The organism is Meiothermus sp. (assembly GCF_026004075.1).
Classification (GTDB): Bacteria; Deinococcota; Deinococci; order Deinococcales; family Thermaceae; genus Meiothermus.
In genome coordinates this window covers 292,744-313,808 of sequence record NZ_BPIK01000002.1, presented here as the reverse complement: position 1 = coordinate 313,808, position 21,065 = coordinate 292,744, and the positions used below count along the sequence as shown (strand labels likewise).

Below are 21,065 nucleotides of genomic sequence, written 5' to 3'. Positions count from 1 at the left end.
ACCGGATCAGCGCAGGGCCCGTCCGGCTAGCAACACCGCCAGCAGCGAGACCCCCAGGGCCACCTCGAGGCCCCACAGGGGGCTTTGCCCGATGAAGGGTGGATATACCAGGCCGGCTACCGTCCCACCCAGGTAGAACGCCGCCACATAGGTGCCGCTCACCCCACTCCCGCCCCGCCCCGAGACCCCACCGGCGATGGCCTGGGCGGTGAAGATGCCGGCCATCATGATCACAAAGCCCACCAGAATCCACAAGGGCAGGTCGGGTAACTGCGCCAGCAGGCCCAGGCTGACCACGCCAAAGGCCAGCCGGAAGGCCCGCACCTCACCCAGCCGTTTGACCAGTACACCAGCCAGGGCGCTGCCGGGAATGCCGGCCAGGTAGGCGAAAAATATCCCCCCAATCTGGGCCTGCGACAAACCCAGGGCCTCGAGGCGGTAGGGTAGCAGGTTGGCTACAAAAAAGTTGATGAACAAGAGGGCAAATCCCAGTGTGTATAAGGGCCAGGCCCTCAGGGTGTACTGGGGGGGCGGTAGGGCCAGGTAGTCGCGGGCGCGCAGCACGGCCAGAGCGACGATGGCAACTGGAAGGGCCAGAAAGACGATGGCCCAGCGCTCGCCCCACCACTCGGCAAACAGGCCCCCCAACCCCCGTCCCAGACCTCCACCCAAGACGTTGCCAGCTACCCAAAACCCCGCCATCTGGGCGTGCTTGCCAGGGTACAGCTTGGGTAGTAAGGCCAGCGAAAGCCCAGGCACGGCTGCTGCAAAAGCACCCTGCAGGGCTCGACAGAGCGTCCAGATTTCCAGGTTGGGTGCCAGCCCGGCCAGCACACCAAACAAACCCACCCCCAATAGCCCGCCGCCCATTACCAGGCCCACCGGCAAGCGAATCCGCGGCACCAGGGGCGAGAGCAGCACCAGTACCAGAAAGGGCAGGCTAATACCCAGGTGAGTGCTGCCGGGGGCGGTACCAAACAGGCGCTCCAGGCCGGGCAGCATCGGCACTACCGAGTACAGGGCCACGTAGATGAGAACACCCGCTGGAATCAAGGCCCCGCCCACATCCAAAGCATATCGGGTGGGCTCCTGCTCGAGGTATCGCGTAACGCCAATCTAAGGAATTATGGCTATTTTGGCCCCCCAGGGCGGAGGGCTTTTTTACAATGGCCCCTATGCCGCATCTGCCTGAGCCGGTTGGGGCCTGGTTTCACAGCTTGTATTGGCGTACCGCCCTATTTGGTGGGGGCGCTTTGGCGCTGATCCAGCTAGGGATTGGTGCCGATGCCATCAAAATGATTGCAATGGCCTACCTTACGGTCACCCTGATAATTTTCCCGCTGTCCGAGCGATACCCGCAGGGGGCGCTGATGGTTCACCTGGGGATGGCCCTGGGGTTGCTCATCTGGGCCCTACAACAACCGGGGGCGGTGATGCCCGGCTGGAATCGGGAGCTTGTGCTTTATGCTAGCGCCACGCTGGCTACCCTGTTCCTGACGGTGCTGGCGTTGTTTGGTGGGCCGTGGGTCATGGTGGGGGGCCTGATCTTCCTGGTGGCGCTGATGCCCCACCCCGAGGCAGGGCCGTACTGGGCGGTGTGGCCTTTGTGGGCCCTGGGGGGATTGGTGGGATGGGCGGTTTTCAGGGCCATCCGCAGGCTCGAGGCAACCCAGCAGGAGCTATCCCAGGTGGCCCTTTTCGATCGCCAGACCGGCCTGAGCACCCGCCTGGCCCTCGAGGTCGACTACGAACGCTACCAGGCCCTGGCTAGCCGCAGCGACCAGCCGCTCCTGTTCTCCTACTGGCTGCTCCCAGATGTCCAGCAAAATCCCCAGCTTTTGCAGGAACTGGGGCATATCATGCGCGAAGCCGTACAGCAGGGGGACGGGCTGTACCACATGGGCGACCATCTGTTTTGTGGGCTGCACATCGGGCTGGTGAGCGGGCACGAGCTGACCGAGCGCCTGAGCCGACGCTTCCCCAACGCCCGAGTGGTCTGGGTGGCCTGCAACGGCCTGACCCTGGAGGAGGCCCTGCGCCAGGCCCAGGAGCTGCTGTATCGAAGCCACCGGCGGCCCCTGCAAAGCCTGGCTGGGATGCCCAGGGCCTAGCGGCCGGGTGGTTGCACGACGAACTTCTCCGGAGTAATGGGGGTTTGGGGGGTGCAATCCGCCCTGCGCCCTCGGGTAATCTGAGCGGGATGTGGGTTTTGAAGGTCGCCCTGCCCCTGCCGGTGGAGCCGATGTCGTACCTGCCCCCGCACGCCGACCCTCGAGCCGAGGTGCAGGGCTACCGGGTGGTGGTGCCCTGGCGCGGCGAGCTGCGGGTGGGGGTGGTGGTGGGGCGTGAGGAGAGCCCCCAGAAGGCCTTTACCTTGCGTGAGGCTCTGGCCTACCTCGATGCGCGGCCCTGGCTTAATCCTTCGGCCCTCGAGTTTCTGCAAGTGGCCGCCCGCGATAGCTTCTGTCCGGTGGGCACGTTGCTCAATGATTTGCTGCCTTTTCTCGAGCCCCCCCTTACCCACCGGGTGCGGCTTGTGCCCGGGGCCGACCCCGCGGTGCTGCCCAGGGGCCTGGAAGCCCTGGCCGAAGGCTGGCAGGAAGCCCAGGGCTTTGACCCCAAACTGCTGGATTTGCTGCGCGAGGCCGGGGTTTTGCAGGAAGAGGTGGCCGAGCGGCGCACCCTGGCCCAGGCCCTGATGGTGCTGCGTGAGCCCTCGGAAAAGCTGAGCGAGAAGGCCAAAGCGGCCTGGTACGCCCTGCGCGACCTGCGCCAGGTGGAGAGCATGGCGGCGCTGGCTCGAGCCGCCGGGGTGGGGGTGGGGGTGGTAAAGGGCCTTGTGGAGAAGGGCTATATCGGGTTTGTGGAGGTGACGCCAGCCCCCGAGGCTGTTGCAACACGGCCGCTCGAGCCCCTGGAGCTACCCCTGCGGCCAGTGCGGCTGCAAGGGGGGCGGCTGCTGGAGCGCCTGCGGGCCCTGGCGGGCCTGGTGCAAGAGGGCCCGGCCCTGGTGCTCTTCCCCGAGGTCTCGCTGCTCAAAAAATGCCAGCCCTTCTTCCCCGAGGCCGCCGTTTTACACGGCGAGATGAAAGCCGAGGAGCGCCGCTTGGTGTGGGGGAGGCTTGTGCAAGGGGCGGCCCGGTGGGTGCTGGCAACCTATCAGGGGCTCTTGCTTCCGCTCAACTGGGAACGCATCGTGGTGGTGGAGGAGGCCGCCGAGGCCTACAAGCTTCCGGGGGGCTCGAGGGCCTTCGTGCCCCGGCTGGCCCGGCTGCGGGCCCAGGGCCTGGGGGTGCCCATCCACTACTGCTCGAGCGTCAACAGCCTGGAGGTCTGGGGCGAACCATCCTACCTGCTACCCCCGCCCCACCCGCGGCTGCACCTGCTGGATCTGCGCCAGGAGCGGGGCTGGCCCCTTACGGGCGCTGCCATTGCCCTGTTGCAGCAGGTGCAGGAGAAAAAGCGCCAGGCCATTGTGCTCTCGGCCCGGCGAGGCTATAGCGCGGTGCTGCGCTGTAAGCAGTGCGACTGGAAGGCCATGTGCCCCAACTGCGCCCTACCCCTGCGCTACCACAAAAGCGGACGGCTGGGCCTCTTGCAGTGCCACCAGTGCGGCCACGAAGAGAAAGCACCCGGGCTATGCCCTGGCTGCCAGTCCGACGTTTTCGACCCCAGAGGGCCGGGGGTGGAGTGGCTTGTGGAGGCCCTGGAGCGGTACCTGCCCACCCTACCCCGCTACCGCTACACCGCCGAGGCCAAAGACGACCTGCGCCCTTTGCTGGCCGGTGCGCCGGGGGTGCTGGTGGGCACCACCGCCATTCTGCGGGCGCCGGTGCTGCCCGAGCTGGCCCTGGTGCTGCTGCCCTACGCCGACGGGTTCGTCCTCGAGTCCGACTTTCGGGCGGCCGAGCGCTACCACCGGCTGTTGTGGCAGCTCGCCGACCTGCACCCCCACCGCCGTCCGCTGCTGGTGCTGCAGACCTTTGAGCCGGGGCACGCCGCCCACCGGGCGCTCCAGGCCGCCAGCCCCCAGGGCTTTATGGAGGTTGAGCTGACCCTGCGCCGCGCCCTGGGCTACCCCCCGGCTAGCCGGATGGTGAAGCTCGAGGTCGCGCACGCTAAGGAGCCAGTGGCCCGCGATGCCATCTACCAGCTAGCCCACGCCCTGCGAGCCAGCGCCGAGCCAGGCGAGCTGCTGGGCCCAGCCCCGGCCCCCGTGGCCCGCTTGCGGGGCCAGTACGTGTTTCACCTGCTCCTCAAAAGCTCCGAAGAGCGAGTCCAGGCCCTGATGGCGAACCTGCCCCCGGTGCGCGGTGCCCGGCTCCGGATAGACCCCGATCCGCAAAGCTTTGTGGGGCTGCTGGAGGACTGATGCAAGGCATGGGTTTTGCCATCCGCCCCTACACGCCGACCGATCTACCCGAGCTTTACCGCGTCTGCTTGCTAACCGGCGACAGCGGGGCCGATGCCAGCGGCCTGTACCACGACCCCGAGCTGCTGGGCCATTTCTATGCCGCCCCCTATGCCGTTCGCGAGCCCGACCTGACCTTTGTGCTCACCGACCTCGAGGGGGTGTGCGGCTACGTGCTGGGCTGCCGCGACTCCCTCGAGTTTGCGGCCTGGATGGAGGCGGTGTGGCTGCCGCCGCTGCGACAAAAGTACCCCCTGCCGCTCGAGGCCGATACCTCCAGGGATGCCGCTATGATTCGCCTGATTCACAAAGGCTATGTGCCCTCGAGCCTGGCCGACACCTACCCGGCCCACCTGCACATCGACCTGCTGCCCAGGGCCCAGGGGCAGGGGCAGGGCCGCAGGCTGATGGAGGTGTTTCTGGAGCGCCTGCGCCGGCTGGGGGTACCAGGCGTGCACCTGGGGGTGGGCCGGCGCAACGTGGGCGCGGTGGCCTTCTATGAGCGGATGGGGTTTATCCGCTTGCAGACGTTTTCTTGGGGTTACGAGTACGGCCTGAAGCTGTAGGGGGATTTGTATCAACCTGAAGCGATCAGGGCGATGGCTACCAAGGAAAGCAACACCCCCACGGTCTGACTCCGGCCTAAACGCTCGCGCAGCAGGCCCCAGGCCAGCAGGGCGGTGAAGGCCGGATACAGCGAGGAAATTACCGCAGCCACGTCCAATCGTCCGGCCTGGGCGGCTGCCAGAAAGAGCAGGTTGCCCCCGGCGTCCAGGAGCCCGGCCAGAACCACCAGACCCAGGCTGGTCGCCAGCCTGGCCTCCCGCCGTAAGAGACCCAGCCTCCCCACCAGCCCGAGCATCAGGGTGGTGGCGGTGAGCTTGGCCAGGGCCGAGGGCCAGAACAGGCCCTCTACCTGGTTAATCAGGGTGAAATAACCCCCAAACCCCAGACCCGCCAGAAAAGCGTAGGCCAGCCCCCTCGAGGCAGCGCCGCCTTCGGGGCGGGCCGCCAGCCAGACGCCCAGCAAACCCACTCCAAAGCCCAGCAGTTGTAGCGGAGCGGGGAAACCCTCGAGCACCACCCCCACCAGGGCTGCCAGCCCGGCCCCCACCACCCCGGCAATGGGGGCCGCCAGCCCCATCTGCCCGGCCTCGAAGGCCCTGTATAGGAACACCAGCCCCACACAGCCCGCCAGCCCTGCGCCCAGGCTCCAGGGGATGTCGCTGGGCTGGAAGGCTTCACCGCGCAGCAGGGCCAGCAGAGTAAAAAGCAGCAAACCGGTGGCATGCACCAGCAAAGCAATCAGGTAGGGGTTGAGCCGGCGGGCCGCCACCCCTCCGCTAAAGTCACCTGCGCCCCACGAAATAGCCGAAAGCAGCGCAAAAGAAACCGCGAGCAGTTCGGGACTCATGAGCGCCAGCATACGCTATGGCTGGGCAGCAAATGAGCTTTCTGGTCTTGAGCCTAAAGCCTGGGGCCCTTAGCCTATAGCCAGTGCGTCTGTTGCGCTTGCGGCAAAAAAACTTCCGAAACCTTTTCACCCCAGTTTTCGCGCCGGGGCCGGGCCTGACCACCGTGGTGGGGGGAAATGCCCAGGGCAAGACCAACCTGCTCGAGGCCATCGAGCTGGCCCTGGGTGGTGAGCTGCGCAACGGTCTGGCCGAGCGCATCGCCTTTGGTCAGGGAGAGGCCTGGCTGCATGCCGAGATCGAGACCCAGTTTGGCAACAGCCGCCTGGAGGTAAAGCTGAGCCGCGAAGGCCGCGAGCACCGGCTCAACGAGGCCCCGGCCTCGCTGCGTGAGCTGGCCCAGCTGCCCGGCGCGGTGTTGCTGGGCCCCGACGACCTCGAGCTGGTGCTGGGCCCCCCGGAGGAGCGCCGCCGGTTTTTGGATGTGCTGCTCTCGCGCTTCTCGGCCCGCTACCGCTCAATGCTCAGCCAGTACAGCCGGGCTTTGCAGCAGCGCAATGCCGTGCTAAAGAGCGGCTTTCGTCCGACTTCTAGGGGACAGGGCGAGGGTGTGCCCAGCTCAACAAGGGCCTCCATTGGCATCTGGAACCATGAGCTGGTCAAGTATGGCAGCGAAATTCTTAGCCTGCGCCGCCGAATGCTGGCCAAGCTCACCCCCCTGGCCCGCGAGGCCTACCGTGAGCTGGCGCCGGGTGAGTTGAGCATAGAGCTGTCCGAAACCACCGACCCCGACCGCTTTTTGCAAGCCCTGGAGGATAACCTGCAAGACGACCTCCAGCGCGGGGCTACCAGCGTGGGGCCCCACCGCGACGACCTGGTCATCCTGCTCTCGGGCCGCGAGGCGGCGCGGTTTGGCAGCCGGGGCGAGTGCCGCAGCATTGCCCTGGCCCTGCGCCTGGCCGAGCACCGCCTGCTCTGGCAGCACTACGAGGAAGCCCCGCTGCTGCTGGTGGACGAGTGGCACAGTGAGCTGGACAACCGCCGGCGGGGGGCCTTGCTGGCTTATGCCCAGAGCCTGCCGCAGGCCATCCTGGCCGGCCTGGAAACCCCCGGCACCGGGGCCGTGATCGAGATCGAGGCCGGGGTGTGGAGCGTATGAAGCCCGGGAGAGAAATAGATGCTCCATCGATCCAGGAGGCCCGGCGCGGGCTGGTCTGGGCCCTGTTGCTGGGGCTGGCTATTCTGGCGGGTCTGGTGGCGCTGCTTATGGGCTTTTTGCTGCTGCGGTTGCTGCCCTACGCCGAAGTGCTGGCGACCTCGAGCGGGCCTGTGACCCTGCCTTCGGGCGAGCGCCTGCACCCCTCCTGGTTGCGCGTGGCGGTTACAACGTTTGCTGTCGCACTGGGGTTGGGCCTGGCCTCGGTCTGGGGTTTGGTCTGGCTGCGGCGGGTCTGGGCCAGGCCCTTACCGGCTGCCAGCAAGCCCAGCCAGAAAGCCCAGAAGAAACCCACAAATAAACGCAAACGCTGAAAGACCCCCCTAGGCCAGGAGCAGCCGCAGGCCCCCCAGCAGGGCCAGCAAGAGCGCCATCCACTCGAAGGTGCTTTGTGGGATGTGGTTTAGAAGCCGGCGGCCTGCCACCGCTCCCAGCACCACCGCGGGCGTTAGCCACAGGTTGAAGGCAAGCGACTCCCAGGTGATGAGGCCCAGGCCTACTGCAAAAGGCACCTTGAAGAGATTGACCACCAGAAAGTACCAGGCGATGCTACCCACCACCTCGAGCTTCCCCATGCGCATAGCCAGCATATAGATGAGCACAAAGGGCCCAGCCGCATTAGCCACCATGGTGGTAAAACCAGCCGCCACGCCCATGCTGGGTGCAAAGGCGGGGTGCCTGGAAACCTTCACGTCGTTTAGGTTGCGGGCCTTGCGGTAGAGCTGATACAGGGTCATGCCAGCCACGATGGCCCCGATCACCCGCTGCACCTGAGCGTCGTTGCTAAAGTAGAGCATCACTGTGCCCAGGCCCACCCCCACCGCTGTCCAGGGGAAAATTCGCATAAGCGCTTGCCAGCTCACGTTGTTGCGCAGCATGCTGACAGCGATAAGATCGGCGCAGATCAGCACCGGTAGCAAAGCGCCGGTGGCCTCGCGGGCCGGGATAATGCTGGCAAACAGAACCACGGCAATCGTTACTGCACCCGATAACCCGGCTTTAGAAGCACCCACCAACCAGGCGGCCAGCAGGGCCACCGCCCAGGATTGGGGGCTGAGCTCCATCACCGCTACCATACCCCAGCCCGGCCCATTGGTGGGCCGGGCAGTAGCCAAGGGGAGCCCTTTTGCCTACCCTGTAGGGGGATGTCCAAGGCCAGACTATCTGCCGAGATTGTCGCCAAAATTTTGCGCCAAAAAGGGCTGATCAGCGGGATTCGGCGGGGCCAGGCCCTGGCGCTATGGCCCGAGATTGCCGGGCCGGCCCTGAGCGAGCTCACCGAGGCCGACCGCCTGGAAGACGGGGTGTTGTTCGTGCGGGTGGTCGATGCGGTGGTGGCCCACCAGCTTACCTATCTGCGGGAGGAGTTCCTCAGGCGCTACCAGGAAAAGCAGCCCGGACTGGTACAGGAACTGCGGTTCGTGGTAGGCGTCGAGAAAAAAGCCAGGCCTAAAAACAAGCCAAAAGCCTTGCCCAAACTAGACCCAGAAGAGGAGGCCCGGCTGCAAGAGCTGGCCGGGCGCTCGCCGCAAGACCTCCAGGGGGTGATTTTGCGGGCCGGAAGGGCCATACTGCAAAGGCAGAAGGGCAACCCCTACCCGCCATGCCCCATCTGCAGCGTGCCCAGCCCGGTGCACCCTTGCAAGCCCTGCCAGAAGCTGCTGGATACGCCTACTGTGCAGCGTGAGGCGGCGCGACTGGCACGCTTTCCACTAAAGAACCGCCTCGAGGGCGAGCCTCTGCAGGCGGCCCGCTACCTGGCCCAACAGAAGCTCGAGGCCCAGCTACGCGACCTGCTGCCCCAGGTGATTCAGCAACCCGAGTTAATGCCCATCTTGCAAGACACCGCCCGGCGTTACCTGCAGCTTCGCACCGGTGAACAGGAGGTTCGAAGCCACCGCCACCTGCTGCCCGATACCCTGGCCTCGCTGCTCAAAGAAGTATGATGGTGGAGTCCGCAGCGCTTCCCTGGCCTGCCGCGAGGGATGCATAGCAAATGAACCGCGTTCGTCCTTGGAGGAAACATGGCAACCGAGACCAAAACCAAAAGCGTTGGTGGCGATAGCAAGATGAAGGCTGGGCTCATCTGGTTCAACGGGCAGATGGTGCCTCAGGAAGAGGCCAAAGTCTCGGTACTGACCCACGCCCTTCATTACGGCACCAGCGTGTTTGAGGGTATCCGGGCTTACGAGACCTCCCGGGGCCCTGCCATTTTCCGCCTGCAAGAACACACCGAGCGTTTTTTTCACAGCGCCAAGGTCATGATGTTCGAGCTGCCCTTTAGCCCCGAGCAGATTAACCAGGCCATCCAGGAGGTCGTCCGGGCCAACGGTTATAAAAGCTGCTACATCCGCCCGCTGGCCTGGATGGGGGCCCACACTTTGGGGGTGAACCCCCTGCCCAACAACCCCGCCGAGGTGATGATTGCGGCCTGGGAATGGGGCACCTACCTGGGTGAGGAGGCTGTGCGCAAGGGAGCCCGGCTGATTACCTCGTCCTGGGCTCGCTTCCCGGCCAACGTGATGCCTGGCAAGGCCAAGGTGGGGGGTAACTACGTCAACAGCGCCCTGGCCCGCGTGGAGGCCCAGCAGGCGGGGGCCGACGAAGCCTTGCTGCTCGACAAGGAAGGCTTTGTGGCCGAGGGGTCGGGGGAAAACATTTTCTTTTTCCGTAATGGTGTGCTTTATGCGGTGGAGCACTCGGTTAACCTGATGGGCATCACCCGTGACTCGGTCATCGCCATTGCCCGCGACCTGGGCTACGAGGTGCGCGAGGTGCGGGCCACCCGCGACCAGCTCTACATGGCCGACGAGGTCTTCATGGTAGGCACGGCCGCCGAGGTTACGCCTGTTTCCTACCTGGATCACCGGGCCATCGGCAGGGGCCAGGCAGGTGAGCACACCATGAAGATCAGGGCTGCCTATATGGACGTGGTACACGGCAAAAACCCCAAATACGAGGCCTGGTTGACCTACGTTCAATAAGCCAGAGCGTTTTTTGACCGGGCGGCCCAGGCGATAAACTGTTGGGCGGTGAAACCGCTCTTGTTGTTATTCCTTACCCTGTTCAACAGCATTCTGGGCCTGTCGGTTTTGTTTCCCATTCTGGGGCCCCTGTCGCGTGAGCTGGGTTTGAGCGAGGTACAGGTGGGGTTGTTTTCCACCGGCTACGCCCTGATGCAGTTCATCCTAGCTGCCTACTGGGGGCGACGCAGCGAGGTGGTGGGGCGCAAGCCCATCTTGTTGATGGGCATTCTGGGTTTCGCGGCCAGTTTTTTCTTGTTTGCGCTGTTTGCCTGGCTGGGCTACCAGCAGGTGCTTTCGGGCTGGGGTCTGTTTGGATGTCTGCTCCTTTCCAGGCTCTTGGGGGGCGCGTTTTCTTCGGCCACCCTGCCCACTGCCCAGGCCTACCTGGCCGATATCACCCCGCGCGAACAGCGCACCCAGAACTTCGCCATCCTGGGGGCTGCTTTTGGCCTCGGGGTGATTTTTGGCCCGGCCATCGGGGCAGGTTTGGCGCACTTTGGCTTGTTGGTGCCGGTGGTTTTTTCCGCCAGCCTGGCCCTTTTGAATGCCCTGTTTGTATGGTGGGTTCTCCCTGAGTCACGCAAGGCCCAAGAGCGCACCCCAGCCCCCTCGAGCCTCTCCTGGGCCGATCCCCGCATCCGGCCGTTGCTCCTCATTGGCTTGAGCATCAACCTGGCTTCCATCGCCATGGAGCAGACCGTGGCCTTTTTGTACCAGGATCGCCTGGGACTCACCCCAGCCCAGACCGCCCAGACTGTAGGCCTGGCCCTGGTGATTTTTGGCATTGTGGGGGTACTGGTGCAGGGCTTCTGGGTGCGCGTGGTCAGGTGGCCGCCCAGGGCGTTGCTGGGCCTTGGGCTGGCCCTGTTGCTGCTAGGCTACCTGGGCCTGGTGTTCGCGCCAAGCTTCGCTTGGCTCACCGCCTCGCTGGTTTTGCTGGGGCTGGGTTCGATGGCTACCCCAGGGCTCACGGCAGCCCAGTCGCTGGCCGTCTCCGATGACGAACAGGGCGTGGTGGCCGGTCTATCCAGCGCGGCCCAGGCCCTGGGGCGTATGCTGGGGCCGGTGGTGGGCACCTCTTTGTATGGGCTTTCCCCGGCTTATCCCTATATCTTTTCGGCCACGCTGATTGGGCTGGCACTTATGTTTTTCCTGGCCCGGCCCCAGCTAGCCGGTCAGCGCTAGGGGAATAGCCCGGCTTCCTCCAGCAGTTTTCTCAGCATCTCCAGATTGACCAGGGCGTGCCCCTTGGTGGTGTTGTTGAAGATGAACCAGACCTGGGTGAGGGGCTCGAGCTCCAAAGCAGCTTGCAGGGATCGCACCCAGAAGCGCAGCTCCTCCTCGCTGTAGCGGTAGTCGTGCCGTTCGGCCTGGTCTTTGCCTTCGTACCACTTTTCCTTGTTGCGCCCCGAGAGCCTGATGTAGGCGATCTCACTGGTGATGTGGAGCTGGTTTTTGGGCAGGCCGGGTAGGGGTGGGTAGTCGGTGCTGACCCAGGTCAGGCCCGCTTTGCGGAAGGCTTCGCGCACTTCCTCGTTGTCCCAGGAGGTGTGGCGAAACTCCACCGCCAGCCCGCCGGGGGCCAGGGTTTTGTCGGCGAAACGCTGGGCCAGCGCCGCAAAATACCTGCGGTTCTCGGGGGTGCGGTGAAAGCTCTGGGGAAACTGGGCTAAAAAAGGCCCCAGCACCCCGGCCTCCCGCAGGGGGGCCACCGACTCAAAAAGCCGCCGGTAATCCTCGTCGCTGGCCTTGCGCTCGTGGGTCATGCTCTGGTGAATCTTGACCGCCCAGTGCACCCGCCCTTCGCTGCGTTTGAGCATCCCGGCGAAGGCTTTGAGGCCGGGAATGTTATAGAACGAGGAGTTCAGCTCCACGGCGTTGAAGTGGCGGGCGTATATCGAGAGCCACTGGTCTTTTTTGGCCTCGAGCGGATATAAAAGACCCACCCAGTCCTCGTTGGTGTAGCCGCCGGTGCCCAGGTAGATTTCCACCCCGCCTATTGTGGCACAGGAACCAAAAAAACGCGCCGCCCGCGGGCGGCGCGTTTATGCGGGCTCGGCTACTCCACCGTTACGCTCTTGGCCAGGTTGCGGGGCTGATCCACGTCGCGCCCCAAGAACACCGCCGTCTCGTAGGCCAGCAGTTGCAGGGGCACCACGCTCACCACCGGGGCCAGCAGATGGTGGGTCTGGGGGACATAAATCACGTCCTGGGCAAACTTTTTCACCTCGGTGTCCCCCTGGGTGGCGACGGCAATCACCCGCCCGCCCCGGGCCCGCACCTCCTGGATGTTGGAGACGGTTTTCTCGTAGAAGGGGCTCTGGGTGGCGAGCACCACCACCGGCAGGCGCTCGTCGATCAGGGCGATGGGGCCGTGCTTCATCTCGCCGGCGGGGTAGGCCTCGGCGTGGATGTAGCTGATCTCCTTGAGCTTGAGGGCCCCTTCGTAGGCGGTGGGGGCCTGGATATGCCGCCCCAGGAACAGGTAGTCCTGGGCCTGGTGGTACTTCTCGGCGATGTGGGCCACCTGGGGGCGCAGCTCGAGCGTCTCTTCCACCAGCCGGGGCAGTTTGCGCATCTCTCCCAGAAACTCCCGCGCGGTTTTCTCGTCCAGCGTGCCCCTGGCCCGGCCCATCCAGACCGCCAGCATAGCCATGGCGGCCAGCATGGCGATGTAGGCCTTAGTGGAGGCCACCCCGATCTCCGGCCCGGCGTGGATGTAGAGGGTGTCGTCCACCTCGCGGGTGATGCTGCTGCCTTTGGCGTTGATGACCCCCAGGGTGCCGGCCCCCTTGCGCTTGGCCTCGCGGATGGCCTCCAGGGTATCGATGGTCTCGCCCGACTGGCTGATGCAGATGGCCAGGGTTTTGTCGTCCACCACCGGGTCGCGGTAGCGGTACTCGGAGGCTACGTCAATCTCCACCGGCACGCGGGCCAGGGCTTCCAGCAGGTACTTGCCCACCCAGGCCGCGTAGTAGGCCGTGCCACAGGCCACGATGTGCACCTTGTCGTAGCGGGTGGGCTCGAGCTTGAGCCCCAGTTCTACCCCGGCTTCTTCCTCGTGCAGGCGGCCCCCCAGGGTGTTCTCCAGCACCCGGGGCTGCTCATAGATTTCCTTAAGCATGTAGTGGGGGTGCCCGCCTTTTTCGGCGGCCTCGAGGCTCCAGTCCACCGTCACCACCTCACGCTCCACCGGGTTGCCGGCCAGGTCGGTGACCGTAACCCCATCGCGGCGCACCACGGCCATATCGCCGTCGTGCAGGAAGATCACCCGGCGGGTATAGGGCAGCAGGGCCGGTACGTCCGAGGCCACAAAGTTCTCGCCCTCGCCCAGCCCAATCACCAGCGGGCTCACGGTTCGGGCCACCACAATTTCCTCGTGGTCTTGGTGGGCCACCACCAGGGCGTAGGCCCCGTAGGCCTCAGCCAGGGCCAGCCGCACCGCCTCCACCAGGTCGCCCCGGTATTTTTCCTCGATCAGGTGCGCCAGCACCTCCGAGTCGGTCTCGGAGGTGAAGGTGTGGCCCCGGGCAATCAGACCTTCCTTGAGGGGCAGGTAGTTCTCGATGATGCCGTTGTGAATGACCACAATATCGCCCTTCTCGGTGGTGTGGGGATGGGCGTTGGGGTCGGTGGGGGCCCCGTGGGTGGCCCAGCGGGTGTGCCCCACCCCAAACTGCCCGCTCAGGTTATGCTCCTTGAGGCTGTCGGCCAGCACCTGGAGCTTGCCAGCCTTTTTGATCACCTCGAGGTGCCCATTAACCTTAACCGCAATGCCCGCCGAGTCGTAGCCCCGGTACTCCAGACGCTTGAGCCCATCCAGAATTACATCCGATGCCTCTCGAAACCCCACATATCCCACGATTCCACACATCTTCTTACCTCATTTCTTATCAAAACCATAGACCAATTCGCGGCCCAACCCACCGCTATTTGCACCAAACCCCCAGGACGGCCCCAGCCAGCTCAACAGGCTAAGGGTAGGCGGGTATGGCTTGCCGATAGAAAGTTCTACTTCACTTGAACCCTGCCCCTTGGTTGTCCGGCGCTCACGCAACCGGCTTTCCCACGGGGCTGCTCTGGCCCAGGGGCCAGCGGAGAGGGGGAGGTTCACACCCTGGCGGCATCCGCGGAACCACTCGATCTTTCGCAGCTTGCTGCTTATCTCTTCTAAAGACCGCCACCTCGTAAGGTCGGGATGGGGCTTTGGACGGTTTAGTGCCCCGTAGCTCCCCGACCCCCTGCGCTCCTCACTTTGTAGTTTGCCCTCCTTTCCGGGTCTTAATAAACCCCTCTGTATTGTACGGTTTTTTCGTCTGAGCGCCTGTTCATACTTGACAGCCCGATAAATACACGGGTATGATACCCCCCGGATGTGCAAGGTGAGAGCTTTTTGAGCCCCGTGAGTGGGGTCGTCTCTTACCGAGCGTCCGTTGCGGGTGTAAGGGATTTTTGGGAGAGGAAACACGGCAACTCGCCCCACAAAAAAATCCTGCACCTCCGCAACATCAGGTTCTCGTGTGGTATCCATCTGGACACCTGCGGGAGTTTGAGGAGGCAGAATGAAGAAGAAGCTAGTAGTTTACTTGGCTGGGTTGCTGACCGTGCTCGGTCTAGGCTTCGGTCAGGCGCAGTTCTCCGACGTACCCGCCGGACACTGGGCCAAAGAAGCTGTCGAGCGCATCGCGGCCTGCGGTCTTATCACGGGCTTCCCCGATGGAACCTACCGTGGTAACACCAACCTGACCCGCTACCAGGCTGCCCTGATCTTCCAGCGCTTGCTTACCGAGCTACAGCAGGGTGGCGAGTGCGTGAAGGGTCAAGGCGGCATGAGCGAAGAGGATATGACCGCCATCCGCAACGCGGTGCAGGAGCTGGCCGCCGAGCTGGCCGCCTTGGGCGTGCGCGTATCGGCCCTGGAAGACAACGCCGCTTCCAAGGACGACATCGCCCGCCTCGAGGCCGCCATCGAGGAACTCAAGGCCATGAAGGCTGAGCCCGCTGGTATGGACGAAGCCGCCCTGGCCGACCTGGCCGACCGCGTGGAAGCCGCCAGCGTGGCTGCCGACACCGCCCTGGCCCAGGCCCAGGTGCTGGCCGAGCGCCTCGATGGCGTCGAAGGCGATGTGGCCGCCCTCAAGACCCAGGTGGAAGCCGATGCCGACAGCATCCGCGCCCTCAACGAGCTGGCCGTTCTGCTGAACCAGGACGTGCTCAGCCTGCAAGACCGGGTGACCGCCCTCGAGAAGCAACTGGGCGACGTGGACTTTGAAGGTTTTGCCAACCGCGAAGACGTGAGCGCCATCCAGGAGTTCGCCACTGCCCTGCGCAGCGACCTGGTGCGTCTGTCCGACCGGGTGAGCGCTCTGGATACCCGCGTGGGGGCCCTGGATCAGCGCGTAGCTACCCTGGAGTCCAATGCCTTCACCATCTCGGGTAGCCTGGGCCTGACCTACCAGGTCAAGCGCGCCTGGGGTGCTGGCGATATATTCGACATCGATCGTCTGTACACCAGCAACTTCTCCACCGGCGACAGCGATGGGGACGGCCTGACGGTTGACGAAGTAGATATGGGCCAGGTGGAGGAAGGCAAGACCACCGCTAGCCTGTCGGTGAAGTTTAGCTTCAAAGACCGCACGGCGGTATCCGACCCGGGCAAGCTCAACACCTACCCCGGCCTAGTCAACTTCAGCATCAACGCCTCAGTTACTAACCCGGTTGCTGGCACGTCCTATCCTGCCCTAAACCTTACGGTGAACACAATCTCCACCACGCTGAAGGTTGCCGACGGCCAGGCCCTGACCTTTACCTTCGGTCAAAGCGTCAAGAATAAGTTCACCGAGTACGTCTTCGACAACGATGCCGTCAGCCGTGGCCACGGATTTGTCGCGAATGCTCCGTTCCTGCTGGGCGGTACCACCACGGTGGTCTACGGCTCTAAAGGCGCCAACGACGGGGACAACACCTACTTCCGCGCGATTCGTTCTACCTTTGGCGTGGGGCCCATCAACGTGGGTGCCTCCTTTGCCCAGGAAGGCCTCGACCAGCAGGCTGGCGGCGGCGTAGAATCCCCCGCCCGCACCGCCTACGGCATCGATCTCAAGACCTCGCTCGGTCCTATCAACCTGATCGGCGAGTACTTCGGCACCGCCGACAACATCGCCGCGCCCAACCCCGCCGTGAGCGGTACTGGTTTCTATATCAGGGCGGATGCCGGGGTGGGCCCCCTCACCCTGAGCGGTAACTACCGCAACATTGGCGCCGCCATCACGGCCGCCAACATGCTCTCGGGCGATGCCAACTTCACCGCCGGATCCAGCAACAACGCTGCTCCCTTCGCCAACGACCAGACCGGCTTCGGTATCACTGCTGGAGCCACCCTGGGTATCTTCAAGCTGAACGGCTACCTCCAGAACTACACCTACGGCGGTGCCAGCAAAGCTGCGGGGAGCTACAGCGCCCTCGGTGCTACCGCCACCTTCGGCCTCGGGCCCATCACCCTCGAGGGCTTCTACAAGAACGCCAGCTCGGGCGGCGTTGATCAAAACACCGTTCCAGACGAAAAGCCCGGCACCGGCACCTATCCCTCCAACTGGGGTGTTAAGGTCACGGCTGCTCTCGCCCTCGGTGCCGCCAACGTCAACGCCACGGGCTTCTACACCAACAACTACGTCGCCGGTACCACCTCGCTCGGGGCTTACGGCGATGTCAACCTCGACCTCGGCGCCGCCAAGGTCAAGGCCATTGGCCGCTACAACGACTCCGCTAGCACTGTAACCACCAAGTTTGGAGTCCAGGTTTCCACCCAGCCCCTGCTCTTTGGTGCCAGCCTCATGGCCGAGGGGGCCACTCGCACCACCGGCACCACCAACGAGACGGTGTACGCCCTTGGCGTGAAGCTTGCGAACTTCCTCTTCGCCAACTCCAGCTTCGAAGTGAAGTACGGCGCTTACGATGCCACGAACGTTGCGTCGGTTCTCGTTGGTTCAACCAGCAAGGCTTTCGACCCCAGCGTCAACGATATCTACAGCACTTCTGGCACCAACACCGGTGGCGTGAAGGGCCTCTACTTCACCTGGACCTACTGGGATCTGGTCTTCAGCTACGCCGACCTCGATGTTGTCAACAACGGCAATGCGACCCACGGTCAGGGCTTCAAGATTGCCTACAAGGTTAACTTCTAAGTCCCCAAGGTCTGAAACCCCCGCCCGAAAGGGCGGGGTTCTTTTTTCAGGGCAGCAGCTCGAGCTTGATTCGGGCCTCCACCGCCCCAAAATGCCGGCGGTCGAGGGTGGCAATCTGCCCGATGCCCAGCTCCTCGGCTATGGCAATAACAGCAGCATCCACGAAACCCAGGCGGAGGCTCTGGTACTGCTGGTAGAGCTCAAAAACCCGCTGGTATCCGGCTTCGGATAGATCGACCACCTGGTAGACCTGCGACCCGATATCCTCGTAGAGTGCCATCTGAGCGGCCAGGCCCATGCGCTTACCAAGCAGATAATCTACTTCGGGGATGACCGGGGCTGGCAGCAACAGTATTTCTTTTGCATCCAAGAGACGGGCTGCCGCCTGATGCCACTCATCGCGGCGGTTGTAATAAGCGATAAGGATTCCGCTATCCAGGAGCATTAACTGTTCTCCGGATCACCAAACCCCAGCTCGTCCAGCACTTCTTCAAAACGCTCAGCGTCGGTGGTATGGCCGCTATCAAACGCGCCGACGTGCCGAGAGCGCGGGCGTTTTGCTGTGATACCCTTGCGCAGCACCTCGCGGATAATCTCGGCCACGGGCTTTTTTGAACGCCGGGCCTCGAGCTTGAGCAGCAGCTCGAGTTCGGGATCCAGGTAAATGGTGGTTCGCTTCATATGTTTATGTTAGCATATAGCTTGTAAAAGTTGGTCAAAATATGTAGGATAAAAACGTGAAGATCGTTACCGTGCACCAGGCCAAGCAGCGCTTTTCTGAGCTGCTCGAGCGCGCCCATGCGGGGGAGGAGGTGGTGGTCTCGAAGTATGGCAAGCCCTACGCCAAACTGGTGCCCCTGGAGCCGGTGGACAAGGTGCCGCTGGGCTTCTTGAAGGGCACCGTGGAGGATGCCTTCTTTGAGCCGCTGCCCGAGGAGGAGCTGGCGCCGTGGCAGGGGTGAAGCTGCTGCTGGACACCCACACCCTGCTCTGGGCCCTGTACGAACCGCACAAGCTGCCCACCCGCACCCGGCAGTTGCTCGAGGATCCCAAAAACACCCGCCTGGTGAGCACGGCCTCGCTGTGGGAGATCGCCATCAAGCATAAGCTGGGAAGGCTGGCCCTGGGTGGGGATTTCCTGCAACACTACCGGGCCTACCTACGCGTATTTCTGGCGGAGGAACTCTGCATCGAGGGGGCGCACGTGCTGCTCGCCCCCCAACTACCCACCGATCACAAAGACCCTTTCGACCGCATCTTGGCGGCCCAAAGCCAGGTGGAAGCAGCCCTGCTGCTGACCAACGACCCCAAGATAAGGGGCTTTGGGGTGGAGACCTTCTGGTAAGGGATTGTATTCTGATGTAGGCAGAACGTGCCGGTTTTTCGCTAAGCTAAAACCCTGATGTTCCGCTACCAAGGCCCCGAACCCAAAGGCGACCAGCCCCAGGCCATTGCCGCCCTCACCGAAGCCCTGCGCGATGGCGAGCGCTTTGTCACCCTCCTGGGCGCGACCGGCACGGGCAAGACCGTGACCATGGCCAAGGTGATCGAAGCGTTGCAGCGCCCGGCCCTGGTCATGGCCCCCAACAAGGTGCTGGCCGCGCAACTGGCCGCTGAGTTCCGCGAGCTGTTCCCGGAAAACGCGGTGGAGTTTTTTATCAGCTACTACGACTACTACCAGCCCGAGGCCTACGTGCCGGGGCGCGACCTGTACATCGAGAAAGACGCCAGCATCAACCCCGAGATCGAGCGGCTGCGCCACTCCACCACCCGCAGCCTGCTCACCCGGCGCGACGTGATTGTGGTGGCCTCGGTCTCGGCCATCTACGGCCTGGGCAGCCCCGAGGACTACAAGAACATGAGCCTGGTGGTGGAGGTGGGGCAGGACTGCCCCCGCGAGCGCCTGATTGAGCGGCTGGTGGACTTGCAGTACGAGCGGGGCGATCTGCAGCTCGAGGCCGGGCGTTTCAGGGCCCGGGGCGAGGTGCTCGAGGTCTGGCCGGCCTACGAGCAGGAGCCCATCCGCATCGAGCTGTTCGGCGACACCATCGACCGGGTGACGGTGGTGCATCCGGTGACGGGCGAACGCCTTAAAGATCTGCCGGGCTTTGTGCTGCTGGGGGCCACCCATTACGCCACCCCGGAGTGGCGGCTCAAGGAGGCCATCCCAGAGATTCGGCGGGAGCTGGAGGAGCGGCTCAAGGTGTTCGAGGCCGAGGGCAAGCTGCTGGAGGCCCAGCGGCTCAAGGAGCGCACCCTCTACGACCTGGAGATGCTCGAGGTGATGGGCACCTGCCCCGGCATCGAGAACTACAGCCGGTTTTTATCGGGCAAGGCCCCCGGCGAGCCGCCCTACACCCTGCTCGACTACTTCCCCGAGGACTACCTGGTGCTCCTGGACGAGTCCCACGTGAGCGTGCCCCAGCTTCGGGGGATGTATAACGGCGACTACATGCGCAAGAAAACCCTGGTGGACTACGGCTTCCGCCTGCCCAGCGCCCTGGACAACCGCCCCCTCAAGTTCAACGAGTTTCTGGAGCGGGTGGGGCAGGTGGTGTTTGTCTCGGCCACACCGGGGCCCTACGAGCTCGAGGTCTCGGGCCGGGTGGTGGAGCAGATCATCCGCCCCACCGGCCTATTAGACCCCAGGGTGACGGTCAAACCCACCACCGGCCAGATCGAAGACCTGATGGGGGCCATCCGCACCCGCGCGGCGCGGGGCGAGCGCACCCTGGTCACGGTGCTGACGGTGCGCATGGCCGAGGAACTCACGGCCTACCTGGTGGAGCACGGCGTGCGGGCCCGCTACCTGCACCACGAACTCGACGCCTTCGAGCGCCAGGCCCTGCTGCGCGACCTGCGGCTGGGCTACTTTGACGCCCTGGTGGGCATCAACCTGCTGCGCGAGGGCCTCGACCTGCCCGAGGTCTCGCTGGTGGCCATCATGGACGCCGACAAGCAGGGCTTCCTGCGCTCCGAACGCTCCCTCATCCAGACCATCGGGCGGGCCGCCCGCAACGTGGGGGGCGAGGTGTTCCTCTACGCCGACACCGTGTCAGACGCTATGAAGGCCGCCATTGACGAGACCAACCGCCGCCGGGCCCTGCAGGAGGCCTACAACCTCGAGCACGGCATCACCCCCGCCACCATCCAGAAGTCGGTGCGCAAGCTGGTCAAGCCCGAGGACTACGAGGCCGAGGCCGCCGAGGCAGTGCTGGACGACCCTGCGCTTTTGCAAAGCCTGCTGGAGCAGCTCGAGACCGAGATGTGGGCAGCCTCCGAGGCCCTCGACTTCGAGAAGGCCGCCAGCCTGCGCGACCAGATGCGGAGCCTCGAGGCCCGCATCAAGGGCCTGCCCGAACCCACTACCGCTGGGAAGAATAAACGCCGGCGCCGACGCTAACCAATAATCTCTTCGGGCTTGAAGAAAATACCAATCTCGCGCTGGGCGCTCTCGGGGCTGTCCGAGCCGTGGATGATGTTCTCGTCCACGGTGGTGGCAAAGTCGGCGCGGATGGTGCCGGGAGCAGCTTCCCAGGGGCGGGTGGCCCCCATCAGGCGGCGCATCTCGGCGATGGCCCCCGGCCCCTCCACCACCATCGCCACCACCGGGCCGCTGGTGATGAAGTTGACAAGCCCCTCGAAGAAGGGTTTGCCCCTGTGCTCGCCGTAGTGGGTCTCGGCGGTCTCGCGGGATATGACCATCTTCTTCATCGCCACAATCTTGAAGCCCTTGCGCTCGATGCGGTTGATAATCTCGCCGGTGAGGCCCCGGCGCACGCCATCGGGTTTGACCATGATGTAGGTGCGTTCCAT

Annotated in this window: 20 protein-coding genes; 12 read left to right on the top strand and 8 right to left on the bottom strand. The window is 64.1% G+C overall.

The genetic code is table 11. From position 1 onward, the window contains the following. Window positions 1-6: 6 nt before the first annotated feature. Window positions 7-1,065 (bottom strand): MFS transporter, encoded by a 1,059-nt coding sequence (locus Q0X18_RS13910; RefSeq protein WP_297563471.1) that lies wholly within the window; start codon window positions 1,063-1,065, stop codon window positions 7-9. A 110-nt stretch (window positions 1,066-1,175) separates the two neighbouring features. Between Q0X18_RS13910 and Q0X18_RS13905 the strand changes: the two genes are divergently transcribed. From Q0X18_RS13905 to Q0X18_RS13895, 3 genes are all read left to right on the top strand, one after another. Continuing rightward, entirely contained in the window at window positions 1,176-2,111 is a 936-nt protein-coding gene (locus Q0X18_RS13905; protein WP_297563470.1) for a diguanylate cyclase, read from the top strand. A gap of 89 nt (window positions 2,112-2,200) precedes the next feature. Beyond that, window positions 2,201-4,372, top strand: coding sequence for a primosomal protein N' (locus Q0X18_RS13900; RefSeq protein WP_297563469.1), 2,172 nt, complete (start codon window positions 2,201-2,203; stop codon window positions 4,370-4,372). Next, a complete protein-coding gene (locus Q0X18_RS13895; RefSeq protein WP_297563468.1) occupies window positions 4,372-4,977 on the top strand; it encodes a GNAT family N-acetyltransferase in 606 nt (201 codons plus the stop codon). The genes Q0X18_RS13900 and Q0X18_RS13895 overlap by 1 nt, the downstream gene beginning before the upstream one ends. 11 nt (window positions 4,978-4,988) lie before the next feature. On the opposite strand, the gene Q0X18_RS13890 is transcribed toward Q0X18_RS13895, so the two are convergent. Further along, entirely contained in the window at window positions 4,989-5,825 is an 837-nt protein-coding gene (locus tag Q0X18_RS13890; protein ID WP_297563467.1) for a DMT family transporter, read from the bottom strand. 83 nt (window positions 5,826-5,908) lie between these two features. Between Q0X18_RS13890 and recF the strand changes: the two genes are divergently transcribed. Together recF and Q0X18_RS13880 are read left to right on the top strand one after the other, a co-directional pair. Further along, window positions 5,909-6,982, top strand: coding sequence for a DNA replication/repair protein RecF (gene recF, locus Q0X18_RS13885; protein WP_297563466.1), 1,074 nt, complete (start codon window positions 5,909-5,911; stop codon window positions 6,980-6,982). Then, on the top strand, window positions 6,979-7,353 hold the full coding sequence (locus tag Q0X18_RS13880) for a hypothetical protein (protein ID WP_297563465.1): 375 nt from the start codon (window positions 6,979-6,981) through the stop codon (window positions 7,351-7,353). Before recF ends, Q0X18_RS13880 begins: the two co-directional genes overlap by 4 nt. A gap of 9 nt (window positions 7,354-7,362) precedes the next feature. On the opposite strand, the gene Q0X18_RS13875 is transcribed toward Q0X18_RS13880, so the two are convergent. Next, window positions 7,363-8,154 carry a sulfite exporter TauE/SafE family protein gene (locus Q0X18_RS13875; protein ID WP_297563464.1) on the bottom strand — a complete coding sequence of 264 codons (792 nt, stop codon included), beginning with the start codon at window positions 8,152-8,154 and terminating at the stop codon, window positions 7,363-7,365. Between the two features lie 30 nt (window positions 8,155-8,184). Here Q0X18_RS13875 and Q0X18_RS13870 point away from each other — a divergent pair, with 30 nt between their 5' ends. From Q0X18_RS13870 to Q0X18_RS13860, 3 genes are all read left to right on the top strand, one after another. After that, window positions 8,185-8,985 (top strand): DUF721 domain-containing protein, encoded by an 801-nt coding sequence (locus Q0X18_RS13870; protein WP_297563463.1) that lies wholly within the window; start codon window positions 8,185-8,187, stop codon window positions 8,983-8,985. A gap of 78 nt (window positions 8,986-9,063) precedes the next feature. After that, a complete protein-coding gene (locus tag Q0X18_RS13865; RefSeq protein ID WP_297563462.1) occupies window positions 9,064-10,023 on the top strand; it encodes a branched-chain amino acid transaminase in 960 nt (319 codons plus the stop codon). A 48-nt stretch (window positions 10,024-10,071) separates the two neighbouring features. Beyond that, the gene (locus Q0X18_RS13860; RefSeq protein ID WP_297563461.1) at window positions 10,072-11,250 is read left to right on the top strand and encodes an MFS transporter; all 1,179 of its coding nucleotides are present in this window, start codon (window positions 10,072-10,074) and stop codon (window positions 11,248-11,250) included. Here the strand turns inward: Q0X18_RS13860 and Q0X18_RS13855 are convergent. Together Q0X18_RS13855 and glmS are read right to left on the bottom strand one after the other, a co-directional pair. Continuing rightward, window positions 11,247-12,056, bottom strand: a complete 810-nt coding sequence (locus Q0X18_RS13855; RefSeq protein WP_297563460.1) for a DUF72 domain-containing protein — start codon at window positions 12,054-12,056, stop codon at window positions 11,247-11,249. The genes Q0X18_RS13860 and Q0X18_RS13855 overlap by 4 nt on opposite strands. A 68-nt stretch (window positions 12,057-12,124) precedes the next feature. Then, a complete protein-coding gene (gene glmS, locus Q0X18_RS13850) occupies window positions 12,125-13,939 on the bottom strand; it encodes a glutamine--fructose-6-phosphate transaminase (isomerizing) (protein ID WP_297563459.1) in 1,815 nt (604 codons plus the stop codon). Window positions 13,940-14,627: 688 nt separating this feature from the next. On the opposite strand from glmS, the gene Q0X18_RS13845 reads away from it, so the two are divergent. Continuing rightward, window positions 14,628-17,249 carry an S-layer homology domain-containing protein gene (locus Q0X18_RS13845; RefSeq protein ID WP_297563458.1) on the top strand — a complete coding sequence of 874 codons (2,622 nt, stop codon included), beginning with the start codon at window positions 14,628-14,630 and terminating at the stop codon, window positions 17,247-17,249. Between the two features lie 46 nt (window positions 17,250-17,295). Here Q0X18_RS13845 and Q0X18_RS13840 read toward each other — a convergent pair whose 3' ends face one another. Together Q0X18_RS13840 and Q0X18_RS13835 are read right to left on the bottom strand one after the other, a co-directional pair. Further along, the gene (locus tag Q0X18_RS13840) at window positions 17,296-17,694 is read right to left on the bottom strand and encodes a type II toxin-antitoxin system VapC family toxin (RefSeq protein ID WP_297563457.1); all 399 of its coding nucleotides are present in this window, start codon (window positions 17,692-17,694) and stop codon (window positions 17,296-17,298) included. Next, entirely contained in the window at window positions 17,694-17,930 is a 237-nt protein-coding gene (locus tag Q0X18_RS13835) for a ribbon-helix-helix protein, CopG family (protein ID WP_297563456.1), read from the bottom strand. The genes Q0X18_RS13840 and Q0X18_RS13835 overlap by 1 nt, the downstream gene beginning before the upstream one ends. A 56-nt stretch (window positions 17,931-17,986) precedes the next feature. On the opposite strand from Q0X18_RS13835, the gene Q0X18_RS13830 reads away from it, so the two are divergent. Genes Q0X18_RS13830 through uvrB form a run of 3 tightly spaced genes read left to right on the top strand, consistent with a single transcriptional unit; the run spans window position 17,987 to window position 20,652 of the window. Continuing rightward, complete coding sequence (locus Q0X18_RS13830) at window positions 17,987-18,211, top strand: type II toxin-antitoxin system Phd/YefM family antitoxin (protein WP_297563455.1); 225 nt, start codon at window positions 17,987-17,989, stop codon at window positions 18,209-18,211. Beyond that, window positions 18,199-18,594, top strand: coding sequence for a type II toxin-antitoxin system VapC family toxin (locus Q0X18_RS13825; protein WP_297563454.1), 396 nt, complete (start codon window positions 18,199-18,201; stop codon window positions 18,592-18,594). The genes Q0X18_RS13830 and Q0X18_RS13825 overlap by 13 nt, the downstream gene beginning before the upstream one ends. A gap of 54 nt (window positions 18,595-18,648) precedes the next feature. Next, on the top strand, window positions 18,649-20,652 hold the full coding sequence (gene uvrB, locus Q0X18_RS13820; protein ID WP_297564002.1) for an excinuclease ABC subunit UvrB: 2,004 nt from the start codon (window positions 18,649-18,651) through the stop codon (window positions 20,650-20,652). Here uvrB and ndk read toward each other — a convergent pair. After that, entirely contained in the window at window positions 20,649-21,065 is a 417-nt protein-coding gene (ndk, locus tag Q0X18_RS13815) for a nucleoside-diphosphate kinase (protein ID WP_297563453.1), read from the bottom strand. The genes uvrB and ndk overlap by 4 nt on opposite strands.